Annotated in this window: 18 protein-coding genes; 9 read left to right on the top strand and 9 right to left on the bottom strand. The window is 47.5% G+C overall.

Annotated features, from left to right (window positions below; genetic code table 11):
* The first annotated feature begins 5 nt into the window (after positions 1–5).
* Together QZT80_RS08270 and QZT80_RS08265 are read left to right on the top strand one after the other, a co-directional pair.
* The gene (locus tag QZT80_RS08270) at positions 6–374 is read left to right on the top strand and encodes a CoA-binding protein (protein ID WP_295120391.1); all 369 of its coding nucleotides are present in this window, start codon (positions 6–8) and stop codon (positions 372–374) included.
* Between the two features lie 212 nt (positions 375–586).
* Positions 587–1057, top strand: coding sequence for a ribonuclease H-like YkuK family protein (locus QZT80_RS08265; protein ID WP_295120389.1), 471 nt, complete (start codon positions 587–589; stop codon positions 1055–1057).
* 72 nt (positions 1058–1129) lie between these two features.
* Here the strand turns inward: QZT80_RS08265 and yihA are convergent, their stop codons facing one another.
* Complete coding sequence (gene yihA, locus QZT80_RS08260; RefSeq protein ID WP_295120387.1) at positions 1130–1744, bottom strand: ribosome biogenesis GTP-binding protein YihA/YsxC; 615 nt, start codon at positions 1742–1744, stop codon at positions 1130–1132.
* An 87-nt stretch (positions 1745–1831) separates the two neighbouring features.
* On the opposite strand from yihA, the gene ubiE reads away from it, so the two are divergent.
* The 5 genes from ubiE (at position 1832) to QZT80_RS08235 (ending at position 7788) form a co-directional block, all read left to right on the top strand.
* Positions 1832–2578 (top strand): bifunctional demethylmenaquinone methyltransferase/2-methoxy-6-polyprenyl-1,4-benzoquinol methylase UbiE, encoded by a 747-nt coding sequence (gene ubiE, locus QZT80_RS08255; protein WP_295120385.1) that lies wholly within the window; start codon positions 1832–1834, stop codon positions 2576–2578.
* Positions 2551–3246, top strand: a complete 696-nt coding sequence (locus QZT80_RS08250; protein WP_295120383.1) for a porin family protein — start codon at positions 2551–2553, stop codon at positions 3244–3246. Before ubiE ends, QZT80_RS08250 begins: the two co-directional genes overlap by 28 nt.
* A gap of 53 nt (positions 3247–3299) precedes the next feature.
* Positions 3300–4643, top strand: coding sequence for a dihydroorotase (locus QZT80_RS08245; RefSeq protein WP_295120381.1), 1344 nt, complete (start codon positions 3300–3302; stop codon positions 4641–4643).
* 147 nt (positions 4644–4790) lie between these two features.
* Complete coding sequence (locus QZT80_RS08240) at positions 4791–6125, top strand: DNA mismatch repair protein MutS (RefSeq protein ID WP_295120379.1); 1335 nt, start codon at positions 4791–4793, stop codon at positions 6123–6125.
* A 118-nt stretch (positions 6126–6243) separates the two neighbouring features.
* Complete coding sequence (locus QZT80_RS08235; protein WP_295120377.1) at positions 6244–7788, top strand: YifB family Mg chelatase-like AAA ATPase; 1545 nt, start codon at positions 6244–6246, stop codon at positions 7786–7788.
* A gap of 328 nt (positions 7789–8116) precedes the next feature.
* On the opposite strand, the gene QZT80_RS08230 is transcribed toward QZT80_RS08235, so the two are convergent.
* The 3 genes from QZT80_RS08230 to QZT80_RS08220 all read right to left on the bottom strand — a co-directional run bounded on the left by QZT80_RS08230 (position 8117) and on the right by QZT80_RS08220 (position 11416).
* Complete coding sequence (locus QZT80_RS08230) at positions 8117–8269, bottom strand: hypothetical protein (RefSeq protein ID WP_295120374.1); 153 nt, start codon at positions 8267–8269, stop codon at positions 8117–8119.
* A 151-nt stretch (positions 8270–8420) separates the two neighbouring features.
* Positions 8421–8576 (bottom strand): hypothetical protein, encoded by a 156-nt coding sequence (locus tag QZT80_RS08225; RefSeq protein ID WP_295120372.1) that lies wholly within the window; start codon positions 8574–8576, stop codon positions 8421–8423.
* 698 nt (positions 8577–9274) lie between these two features.
* A complete protein-coding gene (locus QZT80_RS08220; RefSeq protein WP_295120368.1) occupies positions 9275–11416 on the bottom strand; it encodes a translation factor GTPase family protein in 2142 nt (713 codons plus the stop codon).
* Positions 11417–11633: 217 nt separating this feature from the next.
* Here QZT80_RS08220 and QZT80_RS08215 point away from each other — a divergent pair, with 217 nt between their 5' ends.
* Together QZT80_RS08215 and QZT80_RS08210 are read left to right on the top strand one after the other, a co-directional pair.
* Positions 11634–13445 (top strand): ABC transporter ATP-binding protein, encoded by a 1812-nt coding sequence (locus QZT80_RS08215; protein WP_295120365.1) that lies wholly within the window; start codon positions 11634–11636, stop codon positions 13443–13445.
* A gap of 189 nt (positions 13446–13634) precedes the next feature.
* Complete coding sequence (locus QZT80_RS08210) at positions 13635–13931, top strand: hypothetical protein (protein ID WP_367112859.1); 297 nt, start codon at positions 13635–13637, stop codon at positions 13929–13931.
* A gap of 303 nt (positions 13932–14234) precedes the next feature.
* Here QZT80_RS08210 and QZT80_RS08205 read toward each other — a convergent pair whose 3' ends face one another.
* The 5 genes from QZT80_RS08205 to QZT80_RS08185 all read right to left on the bottom strand — a co-directional run bounded on the left by QZT80_RS08205 (position 14235) and on the right by QZT80_RS08185 (position 21884).
* Positions 14235–16688: a TonB-dependent receptor gene (locus QZT80_RS08205; RefSeq protein ID WP_295120362.1), complete on the bottom strand. Its 2454-nt coding sequence runs from the start codon at positions 16686–16688 to the stop codon at positions 14235–14237.
* 65 nt (positions 16689–16753) lie between these two features.
* Positions 16754–17101, bottom strand: a complete 348-nt coding sequence (locus tag QZT80_RS08200) for a hypothetical protein (RefSeq protein WP_295120360.1) — start codon at positions 17099–17101, stop codon at positions 16754–16756.
* A gap of 60 nt (positions 17102–17161) precedes the next feature.
* Entirely contained in the window at positions 17162–18745 is a 1584-nt protein-coding gene (locus tag QZT80_RS08195; protein ID WP_295120358.1) for a DUF1501 domain-containing protein, read from the bottom strand.
* A 22-nt stretch (positions 18746–18767) separates the two neighbouring features.
* Positions 18768–20420: a DUF1800 domain-containing protein gene (locus tag QZT80_RS08190; protein ID WP_295120355.1), complete on the bottom strand. Its 1653-nt coding sequence runs from the start codon at positions 20418–20420 to the stop codon at positions 18768–18770.
* A 288-nt stretch (positions 20421–20708) separates the two neighbouring features.
* Entirely contained in the window at positions 20709–21884 is a 1176-nt protein-coding gene (locus QZT80_RS08185) for an acetyl-CoA C-acyltransferase (protein WP_295120352.1), read from the bottom strand.
* Positions 21885–21896: the final 12 nt, after the last annotated feature.

The following is a 21896-nucleotide window of genomic DNA, read 5'->3' as shown; positions in this document are numbered from 1 at the left end:
TTTTTATGAAAGATCTGAAACTCACCGTAGTCATAGGCGCATCGCCAAACCCGGACAGGTATAGCTTTTTAGCGGTTAACAAGTTAAGAGCGCATAACCACCCGGTTGTAGCCATCGGTAAAAGGGCAGGCGATATTAATGGTACACCTGTTATTGCAGAACATCCGGCACTGGAAAACGTAGATACCATCACGTTATACATGAACCCAACACGCCAGCAGGAGTACTACGGTTATATTTTAAGCCTGAACCCGAAACGCATCATCTTTAATCCCGGTACCGAAAATCCGGAACTGGAAGCGATGGCCGAAAAACAGGGTATCAAAACCATGGAAGCCTGCACCCTCGTGATGCTGGGCACCGGTCAATATTAAAAGTTTGTACCTGTACCGAAACAAAACTTAATTCTCCCTTCATACTAGCACTTCATATTTTTCGTATATTCGGTTTAACGAAGTATGCATCCATTGCCATACAATAACGAAACCGATAACGACGGTTAACCCGCTACCATCAGACAGGCATAACATTCAGACAGGACGTATCTCCTTATCCGTACTTATTCACCCATTAAATAATAACTTTTATGAAGTGGAGACGATTCAACGGGGAGTCCATCAACCTACCCATCAAAGAAGAAGTAGAACACGCGATTGTGCGTGAAAGCCAGCATTTCAAGTTAAAAGTTTGCATTGGCACCGACTCCCAGGTAAAAGGACTGGAAACGGAATTTGCCACCGTAATTGTGTTCCTGCGTGAAGGGCACGGCGGCTTTATGTTTATCCACAACGAGAAAACACGCGATGTATATTCCATTAAGGAACGTATGCTCGTGGAAGTGGCCAAAAGCATAGAAATAGCCTACGAGCTTTGCGACCTGTTTACGTTGTACGATGTAGACATGGAAGTGCATGCAGACATTAACACCAATCCCCAGTTTAAGAGCAACCTGGCCTTACGGGAGGCCATGGGCTATATACTGGGTATGGGCTTCGCCTTTAAAGCCAAACCAGAAGCTTTTGCCAGCAGTAGCTGTGCAAACAAGATGGTGAACTGATTTTACCGGTAAACTGCCGGGAGCATCTATTTATTTTTTGGTGCGGACACGCGCCAGGAGGGACCGTCACCCTCATGCAAGCCCCCTGAACCTCGCATTTAACTCGTCTACAAAGGCGAGGATCTTGTCTCTCCCCATTCTTTTTACGGTAGAAGTTACATAGTGTGCCGGCAAAAATTCCCAGTTTTCGCGGAGTTTATTGAGGAAAGCCTTGATGTTACGGCTTACTTCGAGCTGTGTGGTTTTATCGGCCTTGGTAAACACCAGGCTGAAAGGTACCTGCCATTCGCCCAGTTGGTTCACGAAATCGAGATCGAGCTGCTGTGGGCTGTGCCGGCTGTCGATTAACACAAAAACATTTACCAGGCTGGTCCTTTTACGAAGATAATTTTCGATCATCTGGCTCCACTGCCGCCTTTGCGACTGAGAAACCTTTGCGAAGCCGTAACCCGGCAAATCCACGATATACCATTGGTTATTAATCAGAAAATGGTTGATTAGCTGTGTTTTACCCGGGGTACCAGAGGTTTTCGCCAGCTTCTCCCGGCCAGTGATCATATTGATCAGCGACGACTTGCCCACATTAGACCGGCCGATGAAGGCATATTCAGGCATATCAGGCGGAGGACACTTTTCCCAGTCGGGGCTGCTGATAATATATTCTGCTGATTTGATGTTAATATCCATTTTCTTCTATTTAAATTTTACCTGCCCTGGCAATTCAGGGCAACCGGGAGCTTCGCCGAAAACCTTTTTTAGCTAACTTTGCTGCCTATGGCAAATACCGAGACAGTTCAGAAAGTGATCCCTTTCAAGGAGTCAAAATTAAGCAAGAAGGAGCAGATAGCGAGCATGTTCGATCAGATTGCAGGCAGATACGACTTCATGAACCACTTTATGTCGCTGGGAATAGACCACATATGGCGCAGGATAGCCCTTCAACAGCTAAAATCCCTGAAGCCAAAAAATATGCTGGATGTGGCTACCGGCACAGGCGATTTTGCTATCAGGGCCAATAAAACCCTTAACCCCGACAAAATAACCGGCATAGATATATCCGAAGGCATGCTGGAACTGGGTCGGCAGAAGATCGAAAAACTCGGTTTGTCGCACAAGATCACCCTGCAGGCAGGCGATAGCGAAACAATAACTTTCCCCGATGAAACGTTTGATGCGATAACGGTTGCCTTTGGTGTGCGCAATTTCGAAAACCTGGAAAAAGGGTTATCTGAAATGAGGCGGGTACTGAGGCCTGGAGGAAAAGTAGTGATCCTGGAGTTTTCCAATCCTACCGCCTTCCCCGTTAAGCAGTTGTACAATTTTTATTTCCGCTACATTACCCCGCTTATCGGGAAGTATATAGCAAAAAGCGAAGCCGCCTACAGTTACCTACCCGATTCGGTAAAAGCTTTCCCACAGGGACAAGCCATGGTAAGTATACTTAATGGCCTTGGCTTTCAGTCCGTTACATGCAAAACACTAACTTTCGGCATATGCTCCGTTTATTGCGCTACCCGATAGGGCTGCTTATCCTGTGTTTAACCTATTTACCGGCCAGTGCGCAATTGAACATGGAAGAACATGATCAAAAGCCCTACTATTTCGGTATTACGCTTGCCACCAACCAGTCTAATTTCAAACTTTACCACTCCGATCGTTTCCTGACGCAGGACACCATAATGGTGATAGAGCCGTTGAAAACCGTAGGTTTTAACCTCGGATTGCTGGCCAACCTGCGGCTGAACAAACGTTTCGACCTTCGTTTTAACCCGCAGTTGATTTTCGCCTCCAAGCATCTTTATTATAAAGAGCAATACCCTTCGCAGGAAACCTCGAAAAACATCGAGTCCATCCTGCTGAGCTTTCCTTTCCAGATCAAGTTTAAGTCCGACCGTATACGGAACATGCGCGTGTACACCATTGCCGGCATGAAGTACGATTACGATCTGGCGTCGAACGCAAGGGCGCGCCGGGCAGAAGACCTGGTGAAGGTTAAAAAAGGCGACTACGGTTACGAAGTAGGCGCGGGCTTTGAATTTTACTTCCAGAGCTTCATTTTTGCCCCCGAGTTCAAGATCAGTAACGGTTTGGGAGATGTGCATGTGCGCGATAACGCGCTGCGCTATTCCAACAACGTAGAATCGCTTAAAACCCGCATGATCGTATTCTCCATTCACCTTGAAGGTTGATTTTTAATAGCCCCGGCTGCTGATAGCGCGCAAGGATTTAATACCTTTGCGGCATGCAAAATTATTTGATCAGGAATATTGCGGTGGTAAACGAAGGCCGCACGCAGGTACAGGATGTACTGCTCCGCAACGGGCGCATTGAGAAAATAGCCCCGCAAATCAATGAAAAAAGTAATTACACCGAGATTAACGGCGAAGGCAAACACCTGCTGCCCGGTGCTATAGACGACCAGGTGCATTTCCGCGAGCCTGGCCTTACCCACAAAGCCAATATCCACTCCGAAGCGCGGGCAGCCGTGGCGGGCGGCGTTACCAGCTTTATGGAGATGCCTAACACCAAACCCGAGGCCATTACCCAGGAACGACTGGAAGACAAATACACCATCGGCGCCAACACCTCCATCGCTAACTATTCCTTTTTTATGGGAGTGAGCAACGATAATGCAGAAGAAGTGTTGCGTACAAATGAGAAAAAAGACCGTGTATGCGGTGTAAAAATATTCATGGGTTCCTCCACCGGTAATATGCTGGTCGACAACTTCGTTACCCTGAACAAAATATTTGGGGGTACCGAGCTGCTGATTGCCACCCATTGCGAAGATGAGAAGATCATCCGCGAGAACATGGAGCAGTTTAAACGCAACAAAGGAGACCAGCTCTCCGCCGCCGATCATCCGCTGATCCGCAATGAAGACGCCTGTTTCGAATCATCGTTTACTGCCGTGCAGTTGGCCAAAAAATACGACAGCCGCCTGCATATACTCCACATCTCCACAGAAAAAGAGTTACAACTGTTCTCGAATATGCTGCCACTGGCGGAGAAACGTATTACCGCGGAAGTATGTGTACATCACCTGTACTTCACCGCCGACGACTACGCGAAATACGGCAACCTCATCAAATGCAATCCCGCTATCAAAGCGCCTAAACACAGAGAAGCGCTGTGGAAAGCCCTGGTAGACGATCGCCTGGACATTATCGCCACCGACCATGCGCCCCATACCTGGGACGAGAAAGAACAGCCTTACCTGCAATCGCCGTCGGGCGTGCCATTGGTACAACATACCGTATTAATGATGTTGGAAGCCGTGAAACAGGGCCGTTTTACCATTGAGAAGATGGTAGAGAAAATGAGCCATGCACCGGCCATCTGTTTCCAGATAAAAGAAAGAGGATACCTGCGCGAAGGTTATTTTGCAGACTGTGTAATTGCCGACCTTAACGCCAGCACAACCGTAACCAAAGATAATATCTACTACCATTGCGCCTGGAGCCCCTTCGAAGGTCACACCTTCCCGGCGGCACTTACCCACACCTTTGTAAATGGCCATCTTGCCTACCAGCAGGGTCAGTTTAACGAAAGTGTAAAAGGACAAAGGTTGTTATTTGCAAGATAATCAGACATGGCCGTCGCCGTTAAGGTGGCGGCCCTATCCTACCCCTGTTTATGGAAAAAAACCAACTTCGCATCTTCCCTTCCGAATGGCAGCAAGGCCTTTAATTTTATCCCTATTAACTGTAATTTCACTTAAAATACGTTGCGAATGGAACTGGACAAAACGACCTATCTCGACCTTTCTATTTTTAACCGCGATGAGGAGTATTCGCTGTTACACAAGCTGGATTTTACTACCACTTCGGGGGGACGGGATTATTTGCGGACTCTTTTTGCCAACCCGTTAAAAGACATACAATCCATCCAGCACCGGCAGGAAATGTTACAGTTTATCCTGGAACAGGAAAATCAGTGGCCGAGTACTATTACCAATGGTACTATAGTCGTGGTTGAAAATTACCTCACCGCTGACATTGAACCTATTTCCAGTGCCGACGGACTTGGCCTTGTGGTAAGCGCAACGATGATGAAAACCATTTATGCACCCGACTTCGGCTTCATCCGGTTTTCGTTTACACAGTTACTAAACCTGCTGCTGGGCTTCAGACAGTTGGCCGACACTTATAACAAGCCCGAAACCCCTTCTATTCTCCGCAGCCTGGTAGAGCGGGCGGCGCACCTGTTACGTCAGCGTGAGTTTGATGATATCATCGGAAAGGAAGCAGCCGGCACCCTTAATTACATACAAATACTGCGGTACGACAACCTTATCCGCAAAAAGCATAAAAAAGTATTGTGGGAACTAACGGAGCTGTATACACGACTAGATGCCTATTACAGCATGGCGATGGCCGTTAAGCGCTTCAACCTGAAGTTCCCGGTTTTTCGTGAGGGCAAAGATCCCTATATCGATGCAAAGGGACTTTACCATATTATTCTCCCACAGCCTGTAGCCTACGACACCACCTTTACAAAGGAGCACCACTTTATGTTCCTGACCGGTGCTAACATGGCCGGTAAAACCACCTTTATTAAAGCAGTTGGAGTGGCGGTGTTCCTGGCGCATATTGGCATGGGCGTACCTGCGCACAGGATGGAGCTGAGTTTCTTTCATGGAATACTTAGTAATATACAGGTGCAGGATAATATTTTTAAGGGAGAGAGTTATTTCTACAGCGAAGTGCAGCGTATTAAAAACACGATCATCAAAATCAGTGATGGAAAAAACTGGCTAATTCTTATTGATGAGATGTTTAAAGGTACGAATGTTGAAGACGCGAGAAACTGTTCCCTGGCCGTGATACGTGGATTACTACACAACCGCCATTCCCTTTTCATACTCTCCACCCACCTTTATGAAATTGCCGACGATCTGCAGAAAGATGGCAGTATTATCTTTAAACACTTCGAGTCGCAGGTAATTGACGATACTCTTTATTTTACTTACCAGTTAAAAGACGGCATTGCGAAAGAGAAGATAGGATACCTGATTTTGAAGCGCGAAAAAGTATTAGATCTGCTCGAAGGCATGAAGTCAAACTGACAATTTCTCAGTTCCACTGGAGATCGGATGCGATTGTATATGTATACACCGCATCCGATTTTGCGTTATTAAACGGATTGGTTTAATTGCTACATTCGCTGTAAACCAACCATTGTGCATGTTAATCAAAACCTTTGGCAGCGCTGTTTTCGGGATAGATGCCATTACCATATCGATAGAAGTAAATATAGTCCAGGGCACCAAAACTTATATCGTGGGTTTACCCGACAATGCGGTGAAAGAAAGCCAATACCGGATTGAAGCGGTGATAAAAAACATAGGTTACAGGCTGCCGCGTTTGCGCACTATCGTAAACATGGCGCCGGCAGATATCAAAAAGGCAGGTGCCGCTTACGATCTCCCCATTGCATTGGGTATAATTGCTGCATCGAAGCAGATCACTTTAAAAGATGATCCGCGCAGCTATGTTATTATGGGCGAGTTATCGCTCGACGGCAGTTTGAAGCCCATACGCGGTGCATTACCCATGGCTTTACAGGCAAGAAAGGAAGGATTCAGGGGATTGATATTACCGGCACAAAATGCCCGTGAAGCGGCAATGATATCGCAACTGGATGTGTATGGCGTCAACCATATTAATGAGGTTATCCAATTTTTTCAAGGGAACAGCGTACTACAGCCCGTAGTAGTACAAACCAGGGAAGAATTTTTCGCGACACAATACGATTTCGAGATGGACTTTTCAGAAGTGAAGGGTCAGCAAAATATTAAACGCGCACTGGAAATTGCAGCGGCGGGCGGGCATAATGCGATACTCATTGGTCCGCCCGGAGCAGGCAAAACCATGCTGGCCCGGCGAATGCCCACTATTTTACCACCGCTTACCCTCCAGGAGGCGCTGGAAACTACACGTATCCATTCCGTGGCGGGAAAGTTACCGGAGAATGCGACACTCGTTTCACGGCGGCCGTTCCGTTCGCCACATCATACTATCAGTGATGTGGCGCTGGTAGGTGGCGGGCATGGCATTCCGCAGCCGGGCGAAATATCGCTGGCACATAATGGCATTTTATTTTTAGATGAATTACCAGAGTTTAAGCGCAGTGTGCTGGAAGTAATGCGGCAACCGATCGAAGAAAGGCGTGTTACTATTTCACGGGCGCGTATGTCGATAGATTTTCCGACCGGTTTTTTACTGCTGGCAGCTCTTAACCCCTGCCCTTGTGGATACTTTAATCATCCCAGCCGGGATTGTACCTGTTCGCCAGCACTGGTACAAAAATATTTCTCCAAAATATCCGGCCCGCTGCTCGACCGTATTGATTTGCATGTAGAAGTAACACCCGTGGCCCAGTCGGAGTTCTCATCCACACAGAGCGCAGAACCGAGTGCCGCTATACGGGAACGCGTTATTGCAGCACGTAACATACAGCTACAGCGTTTCGAGGGGCAGGCAGGCGTTTACAGCAATGCGCAGATGAACAGCAAACAATTGAAAGAGATCTGCGTACTGGACACCCAGAGCCAGCACCTGTTAAAAACAGCAATGGAGCGACTGCATCTTTCAGCCAGGGCCTACGACAGAATATTGAAAGTCAGCAGAACTGTAGCCGATCTGGAAGCAAGTGCTGCCATTAAAAGCGAACATGTTGCAGCCGCCATTCAATTTCGCAACCTTGACCGGGAAAGTTGGGGCATTTAGTTTACTATACGTAAACTAACGTTTACGACTATTCTAACACAACTGGTTAAATTTCAGTTAACAACCGCCAATATGGATCGTTTACCAATAAAAAAACGACTTTCACGAATATGCATTTGTATAGTTAGTGCGCCTGACTATCTTTGCATTAGGTTTTTCATAGGATATGGTTAAAATAACTGAGGGTGGTATTCTTACCGCCCTTTATTTTTTCTCCTAACTGCCGGTTTCCTCTCCAACACTTCACCTCACAATTACCCATCTTCATTACTACTACTGCAGCCGATTGATGTTTCAATTTGTGTATTAGCGACTTATAGATTCTCGTTTAGTCCAGGCAGGGAAATAATACACCACTAACGATGGTTAAATTTCCGTTAACAGCCTCCATTACCACACTTTCACCAAGTAAAACACGACGTTCACTCATTTGATACCGCAACTTAAAATGCCAGCCATATCTTTGCATCAGGTTTTTCATAGGATATGGTTAAAATAACTGAGGGTGGTATTCTTACCGCCCTTTATTTTTTCTCCTAACTGCCGATTCCTCTCAAACACTTCACCTCACCATTACCCACTTTATTACTACCACTGCAGCCGATTGATGTTTCAATTTGTGTGTTAGCGACTTATGGATTCTCGTTTATTCCAGGTACACAACTAACGATGGTTAAATTTCCGTTAACAGCCTCCATTAACACACTTTCACCAACTAAAACACGACGTTCACTCATTTGATACTGCAACTTAAAATGCCAAGCATATCTTTGCATCAGGTTTTTCATAGGATATGGTTAAAATAACTGAGGGTGGTATTCTTACCGCCCTTTATTTTTTCTCCCAACTGCCGCTCCCTCTCCAACACTTCACCTCACCATTACCCATCTTCATTACTCCTACTGCAGCCGATTGATGTTTCAATTTGTGTGTTAGCGACTTATAGATTCTCGTTTAGTCCAGGCAGGGAAACAATACACCACTAACGATGGTTAAATTTCCGTTAACAGCCTCCATTACTACACTTTCACCAAGTAAAACACGACGTTCACTCATTTGATACCGCATCTTAAAATGCCAGCCATATCTTTGCATTAGGTTTTTCATAGGATATGGTTAAAATAACTGAGGGTGGTATTCTTACCGCCCTTTATTTTTTCTCCCAACTGCCGGTTCCTCTCCAACACTTCACCTAACAATTACCCATCTTCATTACTACTATTGCAGCCGATTGATGTTTCAATTTGTGTGTTATTGACTTATAGATTCTCGTTTAGTCCAGGCAGGGAAATAATACACCACTAACGATGGTTAAATTTCCGTTAACAGCCTCCATTAACACACTTTCACCAACTAAAACACGACGTTCACTCATTTGATACCGTAACTTAAAATGCCAAGCATATCTTTGCATTAGGTTTTTCATAGGATATGGTTAAAATAACTGAGGGCGGTATTCTTACCGCCCTTTATTTTTTCTCTAACACTAACCATGTACGCCATTTTGGGCTTCCATTTTCTTATAATCCTCCGCCAGCTTTTTCTGTAGTTCACCAGGTACTGGCGCATACTCTGCAAATACCGCTTTTACCTTCGCTCTGCCTTGTGTAACGTTCCGGAGAGCGGCGAACAACTTATCTAATTCTGCCTGCGGGGTTCGCGCCTTTATTACCTGGGAAGCATTGTTACTGTCCATCCCTGTGATAATACTGCGATGGCTTTGCAATTCGCTCATGATATCACCCATCATCACATCGGGTGCCGCTGCTTCCAGGTCGTATACGGGTTCCAGCAATTGCGGGGCCGCCTGGTGAAAAGCGTCGCGGAAGGCCATCATGCCGGCTATTTTGAAGGATATATCATTGCTGTCTACCGGGTGCATCTTACCATCGTACACACTAACCCGCACATCGCGTACGTACGAGCCGGTAAGCGGGCCTTCGTGCATCTTCTCCATTACCCCTTTTAATATCGATGGCAGGAAGCGGGTATCGATAGCACCGCCCACGATGCAATTGTTAAACACCAGCTTGCCTCCCCAGGCAAGTGCTATTTCCTCTGTATCCCGCACGGGATATTCCTTTAGCGGAGGCATCCCTTCGAAATAAGGTTCTATCTTAATGAATACTTCTCCAAACTGTCCGGCACCACCAGATTGCTTTTTATGCCGGTAAGAGGCCAGTGCCTGCTTCTGAATAGTTTCGCGATAGGGAATACGGGCTGAATGGAAATCGACCTGCATATTGTAGATATGCTCCAGCCGCCAGCGGGTGATGGCCAGGTGCAGTTCGCCCTGTCCGTGCAGGATTACCTGTTTCAGTTCACGGTTATACTCGATTTCCAGCGTAGGGTCTTCCATATGAATTTCGGCCAGTACTTCACTCAGCTTTTCATCGTCCGATTTGTTCCTGGCAACGATAGCTGTACGCACTTTGGGCGCGGGGAAGTGGAGCGGGTCCAGTTGCCAGCTGGCAGCTTTATCGTTGAGGGTGTGATTGGTAAATGTATTTTTCAGTTTGAGCGTACAACCGATATCCCCCGCCCGTAACCGGTTCACGTTATTCCTGTTCCGCCCATCTGCTATGAACAGTTGGTTCAGCCGTTCGGTAGTATTGCTTTTTTCGTTGTATAATTCCATTCCTGCCCTTACTTCGCCACTCATCACCTTAAAAAAAGATAACCGGCCTATATGAGGCTCTAAAAGCGTTTTAAATACAAAGAGGCTGGTAGGACCGGAAGGATCACATTTAATCTCTTTTCCATCTTCCGACATTTCCTGCGGCATGTCTACCGCCGAAGGGGCAACGTTATCGATAAAGCCCATTAGCCGCCCACTACCCATATTGTTCTTGGCGGACAGGCAGAAGAGGGGGAACACCTGGTGTTTCATCATCCCTATTTTGAGCCCTTGCCGGAGTTCGTCTTCGTCGAGGTTCCCCTTTTCGAAATACATTTCCATAAGGGCATCGTCGTTTTCTGCGGCTTTTTCCACCAGTTCATTGTGCAAACGGGACGCAGTTTCCTGTTCTTCCGGAGGGATGGGTAGCTTTTCGGGCTTCCCTCCGCCTTCGGGAAAGCGATAGAGGGTCATTTTAAGGAGGTCGATGATAGCGTTGAAGTCCGGACCCGGATTAACCGGGTATTGCATAACAGTTACGGCGGAACCAAAGAATTCCCTGGCCTGATCCAGTACCTGCTGAAAATTGGCTTTTTCGCCGTCCAGGCTGTTAACGGCCAGGATCGTTGGCTTTTTATAACGGTCCACATAGTCCCAGATCAGTTCCGTACCCACTTCTACCCCATACTGGGCATTCAGCAACAGCAGTGCAGTATCGCATACACGTACGGAGGCAGTCACTTCGCCGGCAAAGTCCTCCAGCCCCGGGGTATCAATAATATTGATTTTGTAGTCGCGCCACTCGGTGTGCAAAGTCGTGGCATACACCGAGTTCCCCCTTTCATGTTCTACTTCGTGATAATCGCTGACCGTGTTCCGTTCCTCTACGGAGCCACGTTTGGGGATAATGCCAGCTTCGAATAACATGGCCTCCGCCAATGTCGTTTTGCCGCTCTTGGCGGCGCCAATGAGCACAATATTTTTAACGTGTTTTTCATCATACATTTTCATAACGGTTACGTTTTGGGTGGGTGGAAGAGAAGATGGTCCGTGGCGCCTGGTGATGGCCGGTAGTGATGGTAGAAATGACCCTTTTATGCTGTGCTTAAGCCTGTTTGTTGTGGTACTGTTAAGTTACGATTTTTATCGATCGACCCTGCTGAGGGGGTTGCTATTCCGGTAGATGTGACAACATTTATCGAGCATGGTTTTTCCCTACCTTTGCGGCATGCGATTATTGCTCTCTTATCTAAAAAACTATAAGTGGCTCATTGTGCTGGCGTTGTTACTGGCCACTATTAACCAGGTTTTCTCTCTGCTGGACCCATACATTTTTGGTAAAATCGTCGACCGGTTTGCCTCTCATCCTACCACTGCGGCTCCGGCCGGTGTTACGCCGGAGGTGCCGCGCAGTAAAGGCGACTACCTGTTAGGGGTGGGGCTGTTGCTGCTGGCCTCTATTGGAGTGGCCATGGTATCGAGGATTGCCAAGGCCTTCCAGGACTATTTTGTTAATGTAATTATCCAGAAGTTTGGTGCCAAAGTGTATACGGATGGTTTACGCCACTCCCTCCGTTTGCCCTACCAGCAGTTTGAGGACCAACGCAGCGGCGAAACGCTTGCGGTATTACAAAAGGTGCGGCTGGACAGTGAGAAGTTCATTACCATGTTCATTAACGTACTATTTACTTCCCTGATCGGGGTGGTTTTCGTGATGGTATACGCCTTTACCGTGCACTGGACGCTGGTGCCGGTTTACTTTGTTGGCTGTTTCCTGCTGGCAGTGGTGATCAGCTACCTGAGCAGGAAGATCAAAACCATCCAGAAAACCATCGTAAAAGAAACCACTATGCTGGCCGGCGCTACTACCGAGTCGCTCCGTAACATAGAACTGGTAAAAAGCCTTGGCCTTACCCACCAGGAAATCAGGCGGCTGAACAGTACTACGATGAAAATACTGATGCTGGAACTGAAAAAAGTGCGGAGTGTGCGAAGTATCAACTTTGTGCAGGGTACTTTCGTAAACCTGTTGCGCTCCTGTATCTTATTCCTGCTGTTGTATATGCTGTACGGCCCTCCGGGTACCGCTACTGCTTCACTGGGACAATTATTTACACTACAGTTGTATTCCTTCTTTATTTTCGGTCCTATGCAGGAGCTTGGTAATATCATCCTGGCTTACCGCGAAACACAGGTATCGCTGGCCAACTTTGAGCAGATCTTAAAAACACCTGTTGAAGTAACGCCTGCCGACCCTGTACACCTGACCGCTATAAAGGAACTGGCATTCAGGAACGTAGGTTTCCAGCACCTTACTGCTAAAACCAAGGCGCTGGATGAGATCACGTTTACGGTGAACACCGGCGAAACCATTGCCTTCGTAGGCCCATCGGGCTCCGGAAAAACTACGCTGGTGAAGTTGCTCGTTGGCCTCTATAAACCGAAGCAGGGGAATATCCTGTACAACAACATCGACACAGATGCAGTAGATATCGAAGAACTGCGTCACCAGATAGGTTTCGTAACCCAGGATACGCAGTTGTTTTCCGGTACCATCAAAGAAAATATGCTCTTCGTAAATCCCCGTGCCACCGACGAACAGATCATGGACGCGCTGACCAAAGCATCAGCGTTCAGCCTGCTGTCGCGTGCGGAAAACGGGATTGATACGATGATCGGGGAAGGGGGAATTAAGATTTCAGGCGGCGAGAAGCAAAGGCTCAGTATTGCCCGCGCACTGCTGCGCCATCCAAGACTGCTCGTATTCGATGAAGCCACTTCGGCGCTGGACTCGCTCACCGAAGAGCAGATCACGCAAACGGTGCGTAATGTCACCTCTACCAAAGAACATATAACCGTGATGATCGCCCACAGGCTTTCCACCATCATGCACGCAGACCGTATATACGTACTGGAGAAAGGCCGCATCATCGAAACCGGCGACCACTACTCGCTGCTGGCCGAAAAAGGACTGTACTACGCCATGTGGAGGCAGCAGATCGGTGAAAAGAAGGAAGATGCAGTAACAGAGGCCAAATAGTCTTTCTCTGTCATAAAAAATGAGGAATGTCATCAAAGCACTGTAGGTAAAAGATTAACTTTGCGTACCATGAGCAACAAACCTAATTACTTCTTAAGCCTGCTTCAAATGAAATGCCCGCGTTGCCGAAAAGGTCACATGTTCCGGACCCGCAATCCTTTTCATTGGCGGTTTTCCAGAATATTCGACATGCACGACAACTGTCCTGTATGTAAACAGAAATTCGAACTGGAAACAGGCTTCTGGTTTGGTACTGGTTATGTTAGTTATGCGCTGGGCGTGGCGTTATCGGTGTTTAACCTCATATGGTTCTGGTTGTTTATCGGCCTTACCTGGAGAGATAACAGCATCATGGTTTGGCTGGCTGTGAACGGGGTGATATTACTCCTTTGCCAGCCATGGCTAATGCGTATTTCAAGAGTAATTTACCTTTACTTCTTTGTATACTACGACGAGGAAACAGCCAGTTTACTGGAAGAAAAATAATTGCTACAACAAGTTTTTATAAAAGATCAAGGGCCGTAAAAACGGCCCTTTTCTCTTTTCATCCAAAATCTGAGCAGTATGTCAGATCTATCTTTAATATCTTTTGTTGCTGAGTGTAATGTTGTAGATACGGCCGGAACAGGCCAGGTTAATGGAAAACAGGGATGAGGATTAAACGCTCAAAAGGCGTGTCCAAAGATATAACATTCATTTTTTAATTTTCCTACATATTTACCTGCGGTTATTAAAAAGGGAGTGGGATAATTCCCATCTCCCTCTCTAAATTATTGAAATACATTTCATTTACCTGAATTCCAGCGGCACAGAAACCTTCACACTGAAATTCCTGCCCATACCGAATACGCCCGTACGGCCTGTTATTACATTCTCACCCGCATACTTCAATCTGTTCAAATGATTCTGATATGCTTCGTCAGTAATATTGTTTGCCGCCACATGTAATGCAAACAATGTTTTGTTGCTTTTGTTCACAAATTCCGCGCCCACACCGGCATTCAGCAGGGCATAACCACCGGTTACCGTTTCCGTATTATAAGCACTGTATACATTTTTCTGATCGAACAACTTATCTAGCTGCACCTTTGCGTACACATTACGAATGCCTTTGCCATTCTTCCTGAAATCGCCACGTAATTCGGACAACCAGCGTAATGGTGGAATAGCAGGAAGATATTTCGTTGAATCATTTCCGTTAGCCAGCCTTGCTTCTACCCACGAAATTGAATTTTCGAAGTGCAGCCAGTGGATGGGATGCGGGTGGATATCGATCGTAAGTTCGCCGCCGTACAGGTAAGCCCTGCCCTGCTGGTATTTGAAAGCGGCATAACCGTCTTCATTCTCTGTAGCGGGGATAGAATCGGTACCGTCGGCGCCCAGGAGTTTGCGGGAGTAAATGTAATTGCTGATGTTATTATAGAACGCATTTACGCCAAAGCTCACATGCTCTGTATTCACTTCCAGACCGGCATCTACCTGCGTGCTGACTTCCGCGTCCAGTCCCGTATTACCGTATTCGTAACGGATAGTGCCTTCATGCACACCATTTGCTGAAAGCTCGGCTATATTAGGTGAACGGAAACCTCTCGCCACATTCAGCTTCAACGTAAGCTGGTCGATGGGGGCATAACTTAAACCCACGCTACCGGAAACATTGGAGAAGTCGCGTTCAAAACTTTCGAACCTCGTCACGCCATTTGTCACAGGGTTTGATACTGGTTTCTCGTCTTCGTCGAGGTACAGCGCATCAGATTTAATATTACGATAGTCAGAGCGCAATCCACCCGCGATGGTCAGTTTTCCGAACGATTTACGGGTGAGGGCAAATACGCCTGCATCAAACAAACTGTACGAGGGGATCAGGAATTCTGCGCCATGATTACTGTTTTGCTGTTGCATACCGTTAACGCCTACCGTTGTTTGCCAGCCATTCATGTCGGCAAAGAAGTATTTAAGACCGTAGTTGAATGTTTTGAGTTTGAAATACAGTGCCACTTCGTCGGGAGCCAGTACATCTTCGAACTCGCGGCGTTTATTTACCTGGTACCCGAGGTTCACTCCCAGCCTTGCTCCGTTTGAGAGATACAGGTTATTGTCCCAGATCAGCTTTTGATGATCAATTTTCTGTTTAGGAAAAAGGGGATGATAAGATTTGAAATCACCGTTATCTGCCGCCACTTCTTCCACCGAACCATTATCGTTTACCGGTTTGATGAATTTACCGTTCTCATCTCGTTCGCCCTCTACCAAACCTGGCTCCAGGCTGTAGGAGGAGAAAGACAGGCGGGAGTATCCCCAGCTTTTATTCAATCCAATGCCCGCTCCATAATTGGTGTTGCGGAATTTGGAGTTTAGCACATAGTCGTCGTACTTGTTTTTGTAATCGTGCGCCAGCTTTTGGGTGCCGTATAACTTCCAGTTAAAACCGTTCTGGTTACCGGCGATATTGGCGTGGTAACCGAACATCCCATTATTACTCTGGTAATTGGCGTCTATGCCACCACGGATCGTGCCCATAGGTACGGGCATATCTGAGATGATATTCACCACGCCGGCCAGCGCGTCAGAGCCGTACATCAGGGAAGCAGGGCCTTTCAGTATTTCGATCTTGTTCACATTATAATCGTCTACTTCCAGTCCATGCTCATCACCCCATTGCTGCCCTTCCTGGCGTACTTCATCGTTTACGACTACTACGCGGTTATAACCCAGCCCGCGGATTACCGGTTTAGATATTGCCGGACCGGTGCTTACCTGGCTTATACCGGGCAACTGGGAAATGGCATCCACCAGGTTGGAAGAAACGGTGCGGTCGAGATAGTCTTTGCGCACAATGCTGATGGGTGTTGGATTCTGGCGCAACTGTGTAGCCACGTTTACGCCGGTAACCACTACCTCGTTCTGCTCGGTTACAGAAACACCGAGTACAAAATCCATGGTCGTGTTGCCCTTAATTACCAGCTGGTTGGTAATAGCGGCATGACCGATATAGCGCACCTCCACCAGGAAACGACCCTGTGGCAGATGTTTTACGGAATATTTACCCTGTGCATCGGCCACTGCCCCAATTTTCAGGTCAGGAAAATAAATGGTGGCGCCGGGCAAGGGACTTTGATCAGATTTATCGGTAACAGTGCCCGAAAGCGTATTATCCTGCCCTGAAGGCGGATTTTCGTTGGCAAATAAAGAGAAAGGCAATATAAATAGCAGGCACATAGCCAGCAAACGTGTATAATTCATGTTTGACACAACTGAGTTGATATAATAAATACGGGATAACCGGACCTACATGAGGTCGCATCGGCTTAAACAACAGTTGTGCAAACAGGGGGGCCGCGTAAAGAAAAGAAATGTTTGTAAGCGGCAGTTACATAAGCGGGCAGTACCGGTTCGGCGGTGTTAAACTGTATATAGGCGCTTTCGAGGATGGTAATATGTGAAGAAAGATAGAGGTCTACCTCCCAGTGCAGCCATTCGCAATGACGGTGTTGTTCAGCCACCATGGTACCTTTGTACTCATTCTGAGCCATGTGTACCTCATCGGATGTATCAGTATGGCCGGCAAAATGGTGCAGGAAATCCCTGGGCGTAATATAAAAGCTGAATACGCCCAGCATGACCAATACCCCGATTTTGTGCAGCATTTTCCTCACTCCATCTTATTTACGGAGCAAATATAGGAAAGTATTGCAACAAAGTTGCAGGAGGTATCATTATCTCACTTTCAGCATGGTACGCACCTGCTGCGTAATACCATTCTGGAAACGGGCGTAATAAATACCGTTTGGCAGCATGGTAGCATCGAATTCCACGGTGTATTTACCCGCCACCAGGTCTTTATCCAGCGGTGTGGCCAGCAAACGGCCCATGGTATCGAATATTTGTATGAGGGTGTGACTACCTTTCGTTTCGTACGAAATAATGGTCTTAGTAGTGAAAGGATTGGGATAGTTGGTGATGAGGTTCTGCCCTGCGTTCTGGTTCACATCCGGATTGCTGGTTACCAGGCTGCAGGCAATGCTGTTCACGATGGGCAGGCTCTGGTAATTTTTGAGCATCACCTCGTTCAGGGCGGCTGGTTTTACGCAGAACCATTGTTCCAGTATGGAAGCATATACAGAACGGAAGTCGTACTGCATCGGGATGTTATCATTCACATTGGCCGTGGTAGGCATATCGGGCGTATTACCCAATACCCCGGGATTAATATAATCACCGAAGATGATCATGGGGGCAGAGGCGCCATGGTCGGTACCCATACTGCCGTTTGATTTAATACGGCGTCCAAATTCGGAGAAGGTCATGCCCACCACCCTTTTAGAGGCTTTAAGGCCTTTAAGGTCGGCCATAAACTCGCCGATAGCGTTTGACAGGTTGCCGAGCAGGTTGGCGTGTGCGCCAGTGGATGTATCGCCCGAGTTGGTTTGACTGGCATGGGTGTCGAAACCACCAATGCTTACCATGTACAAACGGGTTTTAAGTCCGCCTGCTATCAAACGGGCTACTATTTTTAATTGCTGGGAAATAGAAGTATTGCTGTAGGTGCCCTGGCTGGTTACTTTACCGGCCGCCAGTTTAATAGAGTCGGCAAACTTGTTCGACTGTTTGGCGATCATACGGATGTACTTCAGCTCTTTACCGGCTTTGGTATTGGGCACATCGTCTTCTTTACCTTCCAGCAGGTCGTAAAAACTGCTGGTGCTGGTAATGGCCATACCGGCATTGGTTACCGGGCCCTGGAAAGCGGGCGACACGATAGAACCTATCTGTATGGCCAACGGATCGGGCATTTCGGCATTCGGGAAACCAACGGGATAGTTAGGGTACTCGGTTTGCAGGTACCTGCCACCCCAGCCTGTGTTCAACACCTGGTTGGCGTCGGAGCCGGTGAGGTAAATATCGGTAGCACGGAAGTGCGAGAAGTTTGGAGATGGATAACCCACGCTCTGCACGATACACACCTTACCCTGGGTGTAGAGGTCCTGTACCCTGGTCATAGATGGGTGAATGCCGGCCTTTTTAACGTTGGTAAGCGGAAGTATTCTTCCTTCTGCGATCGCAATGTTTTTACGGGCATTAAAGTAGCCGGAATATTTATCGATGGGGATTACCATGTTAAGACCGTCGTTACCACCTGTCATCTGTATCATCACCAGCACATGGTCGTTGTCGGTAGCGGCGCCCTGTAAAGCGTTCAGTAATGGGGATGAGCCGAATGCCTTTACGGAGAAACCATTGATAAAAGACGGCAATATGGCTGCCGGTGCGGTATATTTAAAGAAATCTCTTCTTTTCATAGTAGGCTTTTCAAAAAGTTGATCAGGATAATTGATATTCAGACAGGTCCATAATGTACTTGTAGAACGGTTGCAAACGGTTCAGCACAACGCTTTTATTCATATCGTTGCTGGGATCTACTTTGTACGTGTTCCAGGCAACGGTCCAGTAGTAATCACTGGGTTCGCCGGACAAAAGGATCAGTCGGAGCTGTTCTTTCACCTCTGCTGAAACATCCATCCTGTGCAAAATAGCCAGCGATTCATCCCTTAACGTTATCAGGTCTTCGGGTGCGCTTAGCTGGTCGGCAAAGGCTATCGGATCAATTACGATCGTACCACCCCCGCGCGAATACCCGGAAGTGATCATCTGATCGGTGAACATATTACGTTTGGGGTAAGTATCTGTGTTAATCCACAACTCATGGAACTGCGGTTCCTGGAAGTAAGCTTCCCAGCCCGACACCAGCGGAGGATCACCAATGTTTTGCTGCTGACCTGCCGCAGCACCCTGCACAACGCTCCACACACCATATGCGGCCTCGTAATCGGTAGCAGCGGGGAAGGTTACGCCGTACTCACGGCAAAGTCCTACGGTGAGATCAACCGGGCTTTTAATTAAGCACGACATATTCAACGGATCGTAAAAATGTTCGCTTTTGAAAAGTGCGGAGAGTAGAGGTTTTATTTCATAATTACTTGTTCTGAATATTTCTGCCAAAGGTTCGATCACATTCGTTTCTGTAGCCGCATCGATTTCGTAGTACACGAAGAAACGATAGAATTTACGGCAGAGGAATTTGGCAACTTCCGGCTGCTGGAAAATGATGCTCAGCATTTCGTCGAGTTCCAGTACACCATTTGTGCCTGTTCTGCCGGAAATAACGCGGTTAGACAGGAACGCCGAGAAGGTTTTGTTTTCTATATCGTGTTTGGTAGCGTCAAAGAAATAATTGATGCCAGTGGGATCTACGCGGTAGCCTGTAAGCACCCGGGCGGCCGCTCTCACATCTTCTTCTGTGTATTTGGACTCAGGGCCCTTTCCGCAGGTGAACAACTCCAGCAACTCGCGTGCATAGTTTTCGTCCGCGGCTGTTTTCTCGTTCAGGTAACCGTTAAGATAAACCAGCATACCAGGATCGAGTGTTACTGCTTTGGTAAGGTCTTTGAAATTGCCCAGGGCGTTAGCGCGCAGCATTGTATTGTGTTTGTACACATAACGTGCGTCTTTTATCGTACTTGCTTCTGTTGCGAAGTGATTGTGCCAGAAGAGGGTCATTTTTTCGCGCATGCTCCTTGGCTGGCTCACCATCAATCCAATCCACCATGCTTTAAATGATTGCCTGCGTGCGTTCTCCAGGTCGTCCATATCGGTTACCGGTGGCGCTGCTACCCAGGTAGCACCTGCGGCGATATAAGGATCGGCTTCGTCTGCCTGGTAATTATTAACAGGCGGTGCCGGCGTTACGTCTGCAAAGTTAAGCAGCGCATCTACAGCGGCCGACATCGACATTCCTTTGAAGTGAGTAAGATCTGCCGGAGTGGCTCCGAACATGGCTCTTTTCAGGAGATGCACTACCTGGGGAGTGTCCCACGTGCCAGTGTAAGGGGCTAGTCCTGAAAGCGTACGCGCGGCTTTCACAGGCGCTTTTTTATTGCGCGATGGGGCGAGTGTTAAAAAACTTCTGCGATCCATGAGATACGGTTAGTGAATTGATGATGGTTTTTCAGGAACCAAATTAATAAATTCTTTAATTCAATTGTATTATTTTATATAATTCAGGAAAAAAGATGGCATTGGGACTGGATTTGAGCGATTTAGCGACGATTACATCCTGGGATTTCCTATTAACTATATATCAAATATTACCTGACTCAGGGCAATTTGGTAGTTGATAAACGTACGGGGCCATATTTAATTGTATGCAGACATAAAAAAAGTGCCGGCCCATGGCCAGCACCTCATTATAAAATAGTTAACTGATTACAAACGTTCTATCACACCCGCGATACCCTGTCCGCCACCCACACAGGCGGTTACAATACCATATTTTTTGTTCAGCCTTTTCAGATCGCTGAGCAGTTGTATAGACAGTTTTGCACCGGTACAACCCAACGGGTGCCCCAATGCAATGGCGCCACCATTGATATTCACTTTCCCGGGGTCCATACCCAGCTCGCGGATAACGGCTACAGACTGCGAGGCGAAAGCCTCATTCAGCTCCACCAGGTCGATGTCGTTAAGCGACAACCCTGCGCGGGACAATGCCTTGGGTACTGCTGCAATTGGACCAACACCCATGATGCGGGGATGTACACCTGCAGATACGCAGGATACAAGGCGACCAATGGGCTCCAGCCCCAGTTCCTTCATCATTTTGCCACTCATTACCACCACAAACGCTGCACCATCGGAAGTTTGCGAAGAGTTGCCCGCAGTTACAGAACCATTCGCAGCAAATACGGGTTTCAGTTTACCCAGCGCGTCCAGCGATGTGTCGGCGCGTGGCCCCTCATCTGTATCTACCGTATAACTGCGTTTTTGCTTTTTACCTTTTTCATCGAGGTACACTTCTTCCACATTAATAGGAAGAATACCTTCTTTGAAATGCCCGTTTTTAATGGCATTAATAGCGCGCTGGTGCGACTGGTACGAGAACTCGTCCTGCTGCTGGCGGCTGATATTGAATTCGTTGGCTACCGCTTCGGCGGTGAGGCCCATGCTGAGATAATAGTCGGGAGTAGTGCTGGTAACGGTGTAGTTGGGTACTGTTTTCCAACCGGCAACGGGTACAAGGCTCATGCTTTCGGTTCCCCCTGCGATAATACAATCGGCCTGGCCGCTTTGAATTTTGGCCGTGGCGATGGCAATGGTTTCGAGGCCCGAGGCACAGTAACGGTTCACCGTCATGCCCGGCACTTCTATTCCCAATGCACGTACCGAAATAAGACGACCTATTTGCAGGCCCTGTTCAGCTTCCGGTACGGCGTTACCTACTATCAGATCGTCGACCCGGCCCGGTTCCAGTTGAGGCACCGATTTTAATAACCCGGTAATCACATCCACGGCCAGGTCGTCGGGACGGTAAAAGCGGAATCCTCCCCGCTTAGATTTCGTCACGGCAGTCCTGTAACCGGCTACGATAAATGCTTCCTGCATGGCTAACTGATT

It is taken from the genome of uncultured Chitinophaga sp. (assembly GCF_902168175.1).
In the GTDB taxonomy this organism is placed as follows: Bacteria; Bacteroidota; Bacteroidia; order Chitinophagales; family Chitinophagaceae; genus Chitinophaga.
The sequence above is the reverse complement of the archived record's forward strand: the minus strand, read 5'-3'. Positions and strand labels throughout refer to the sequence as shown.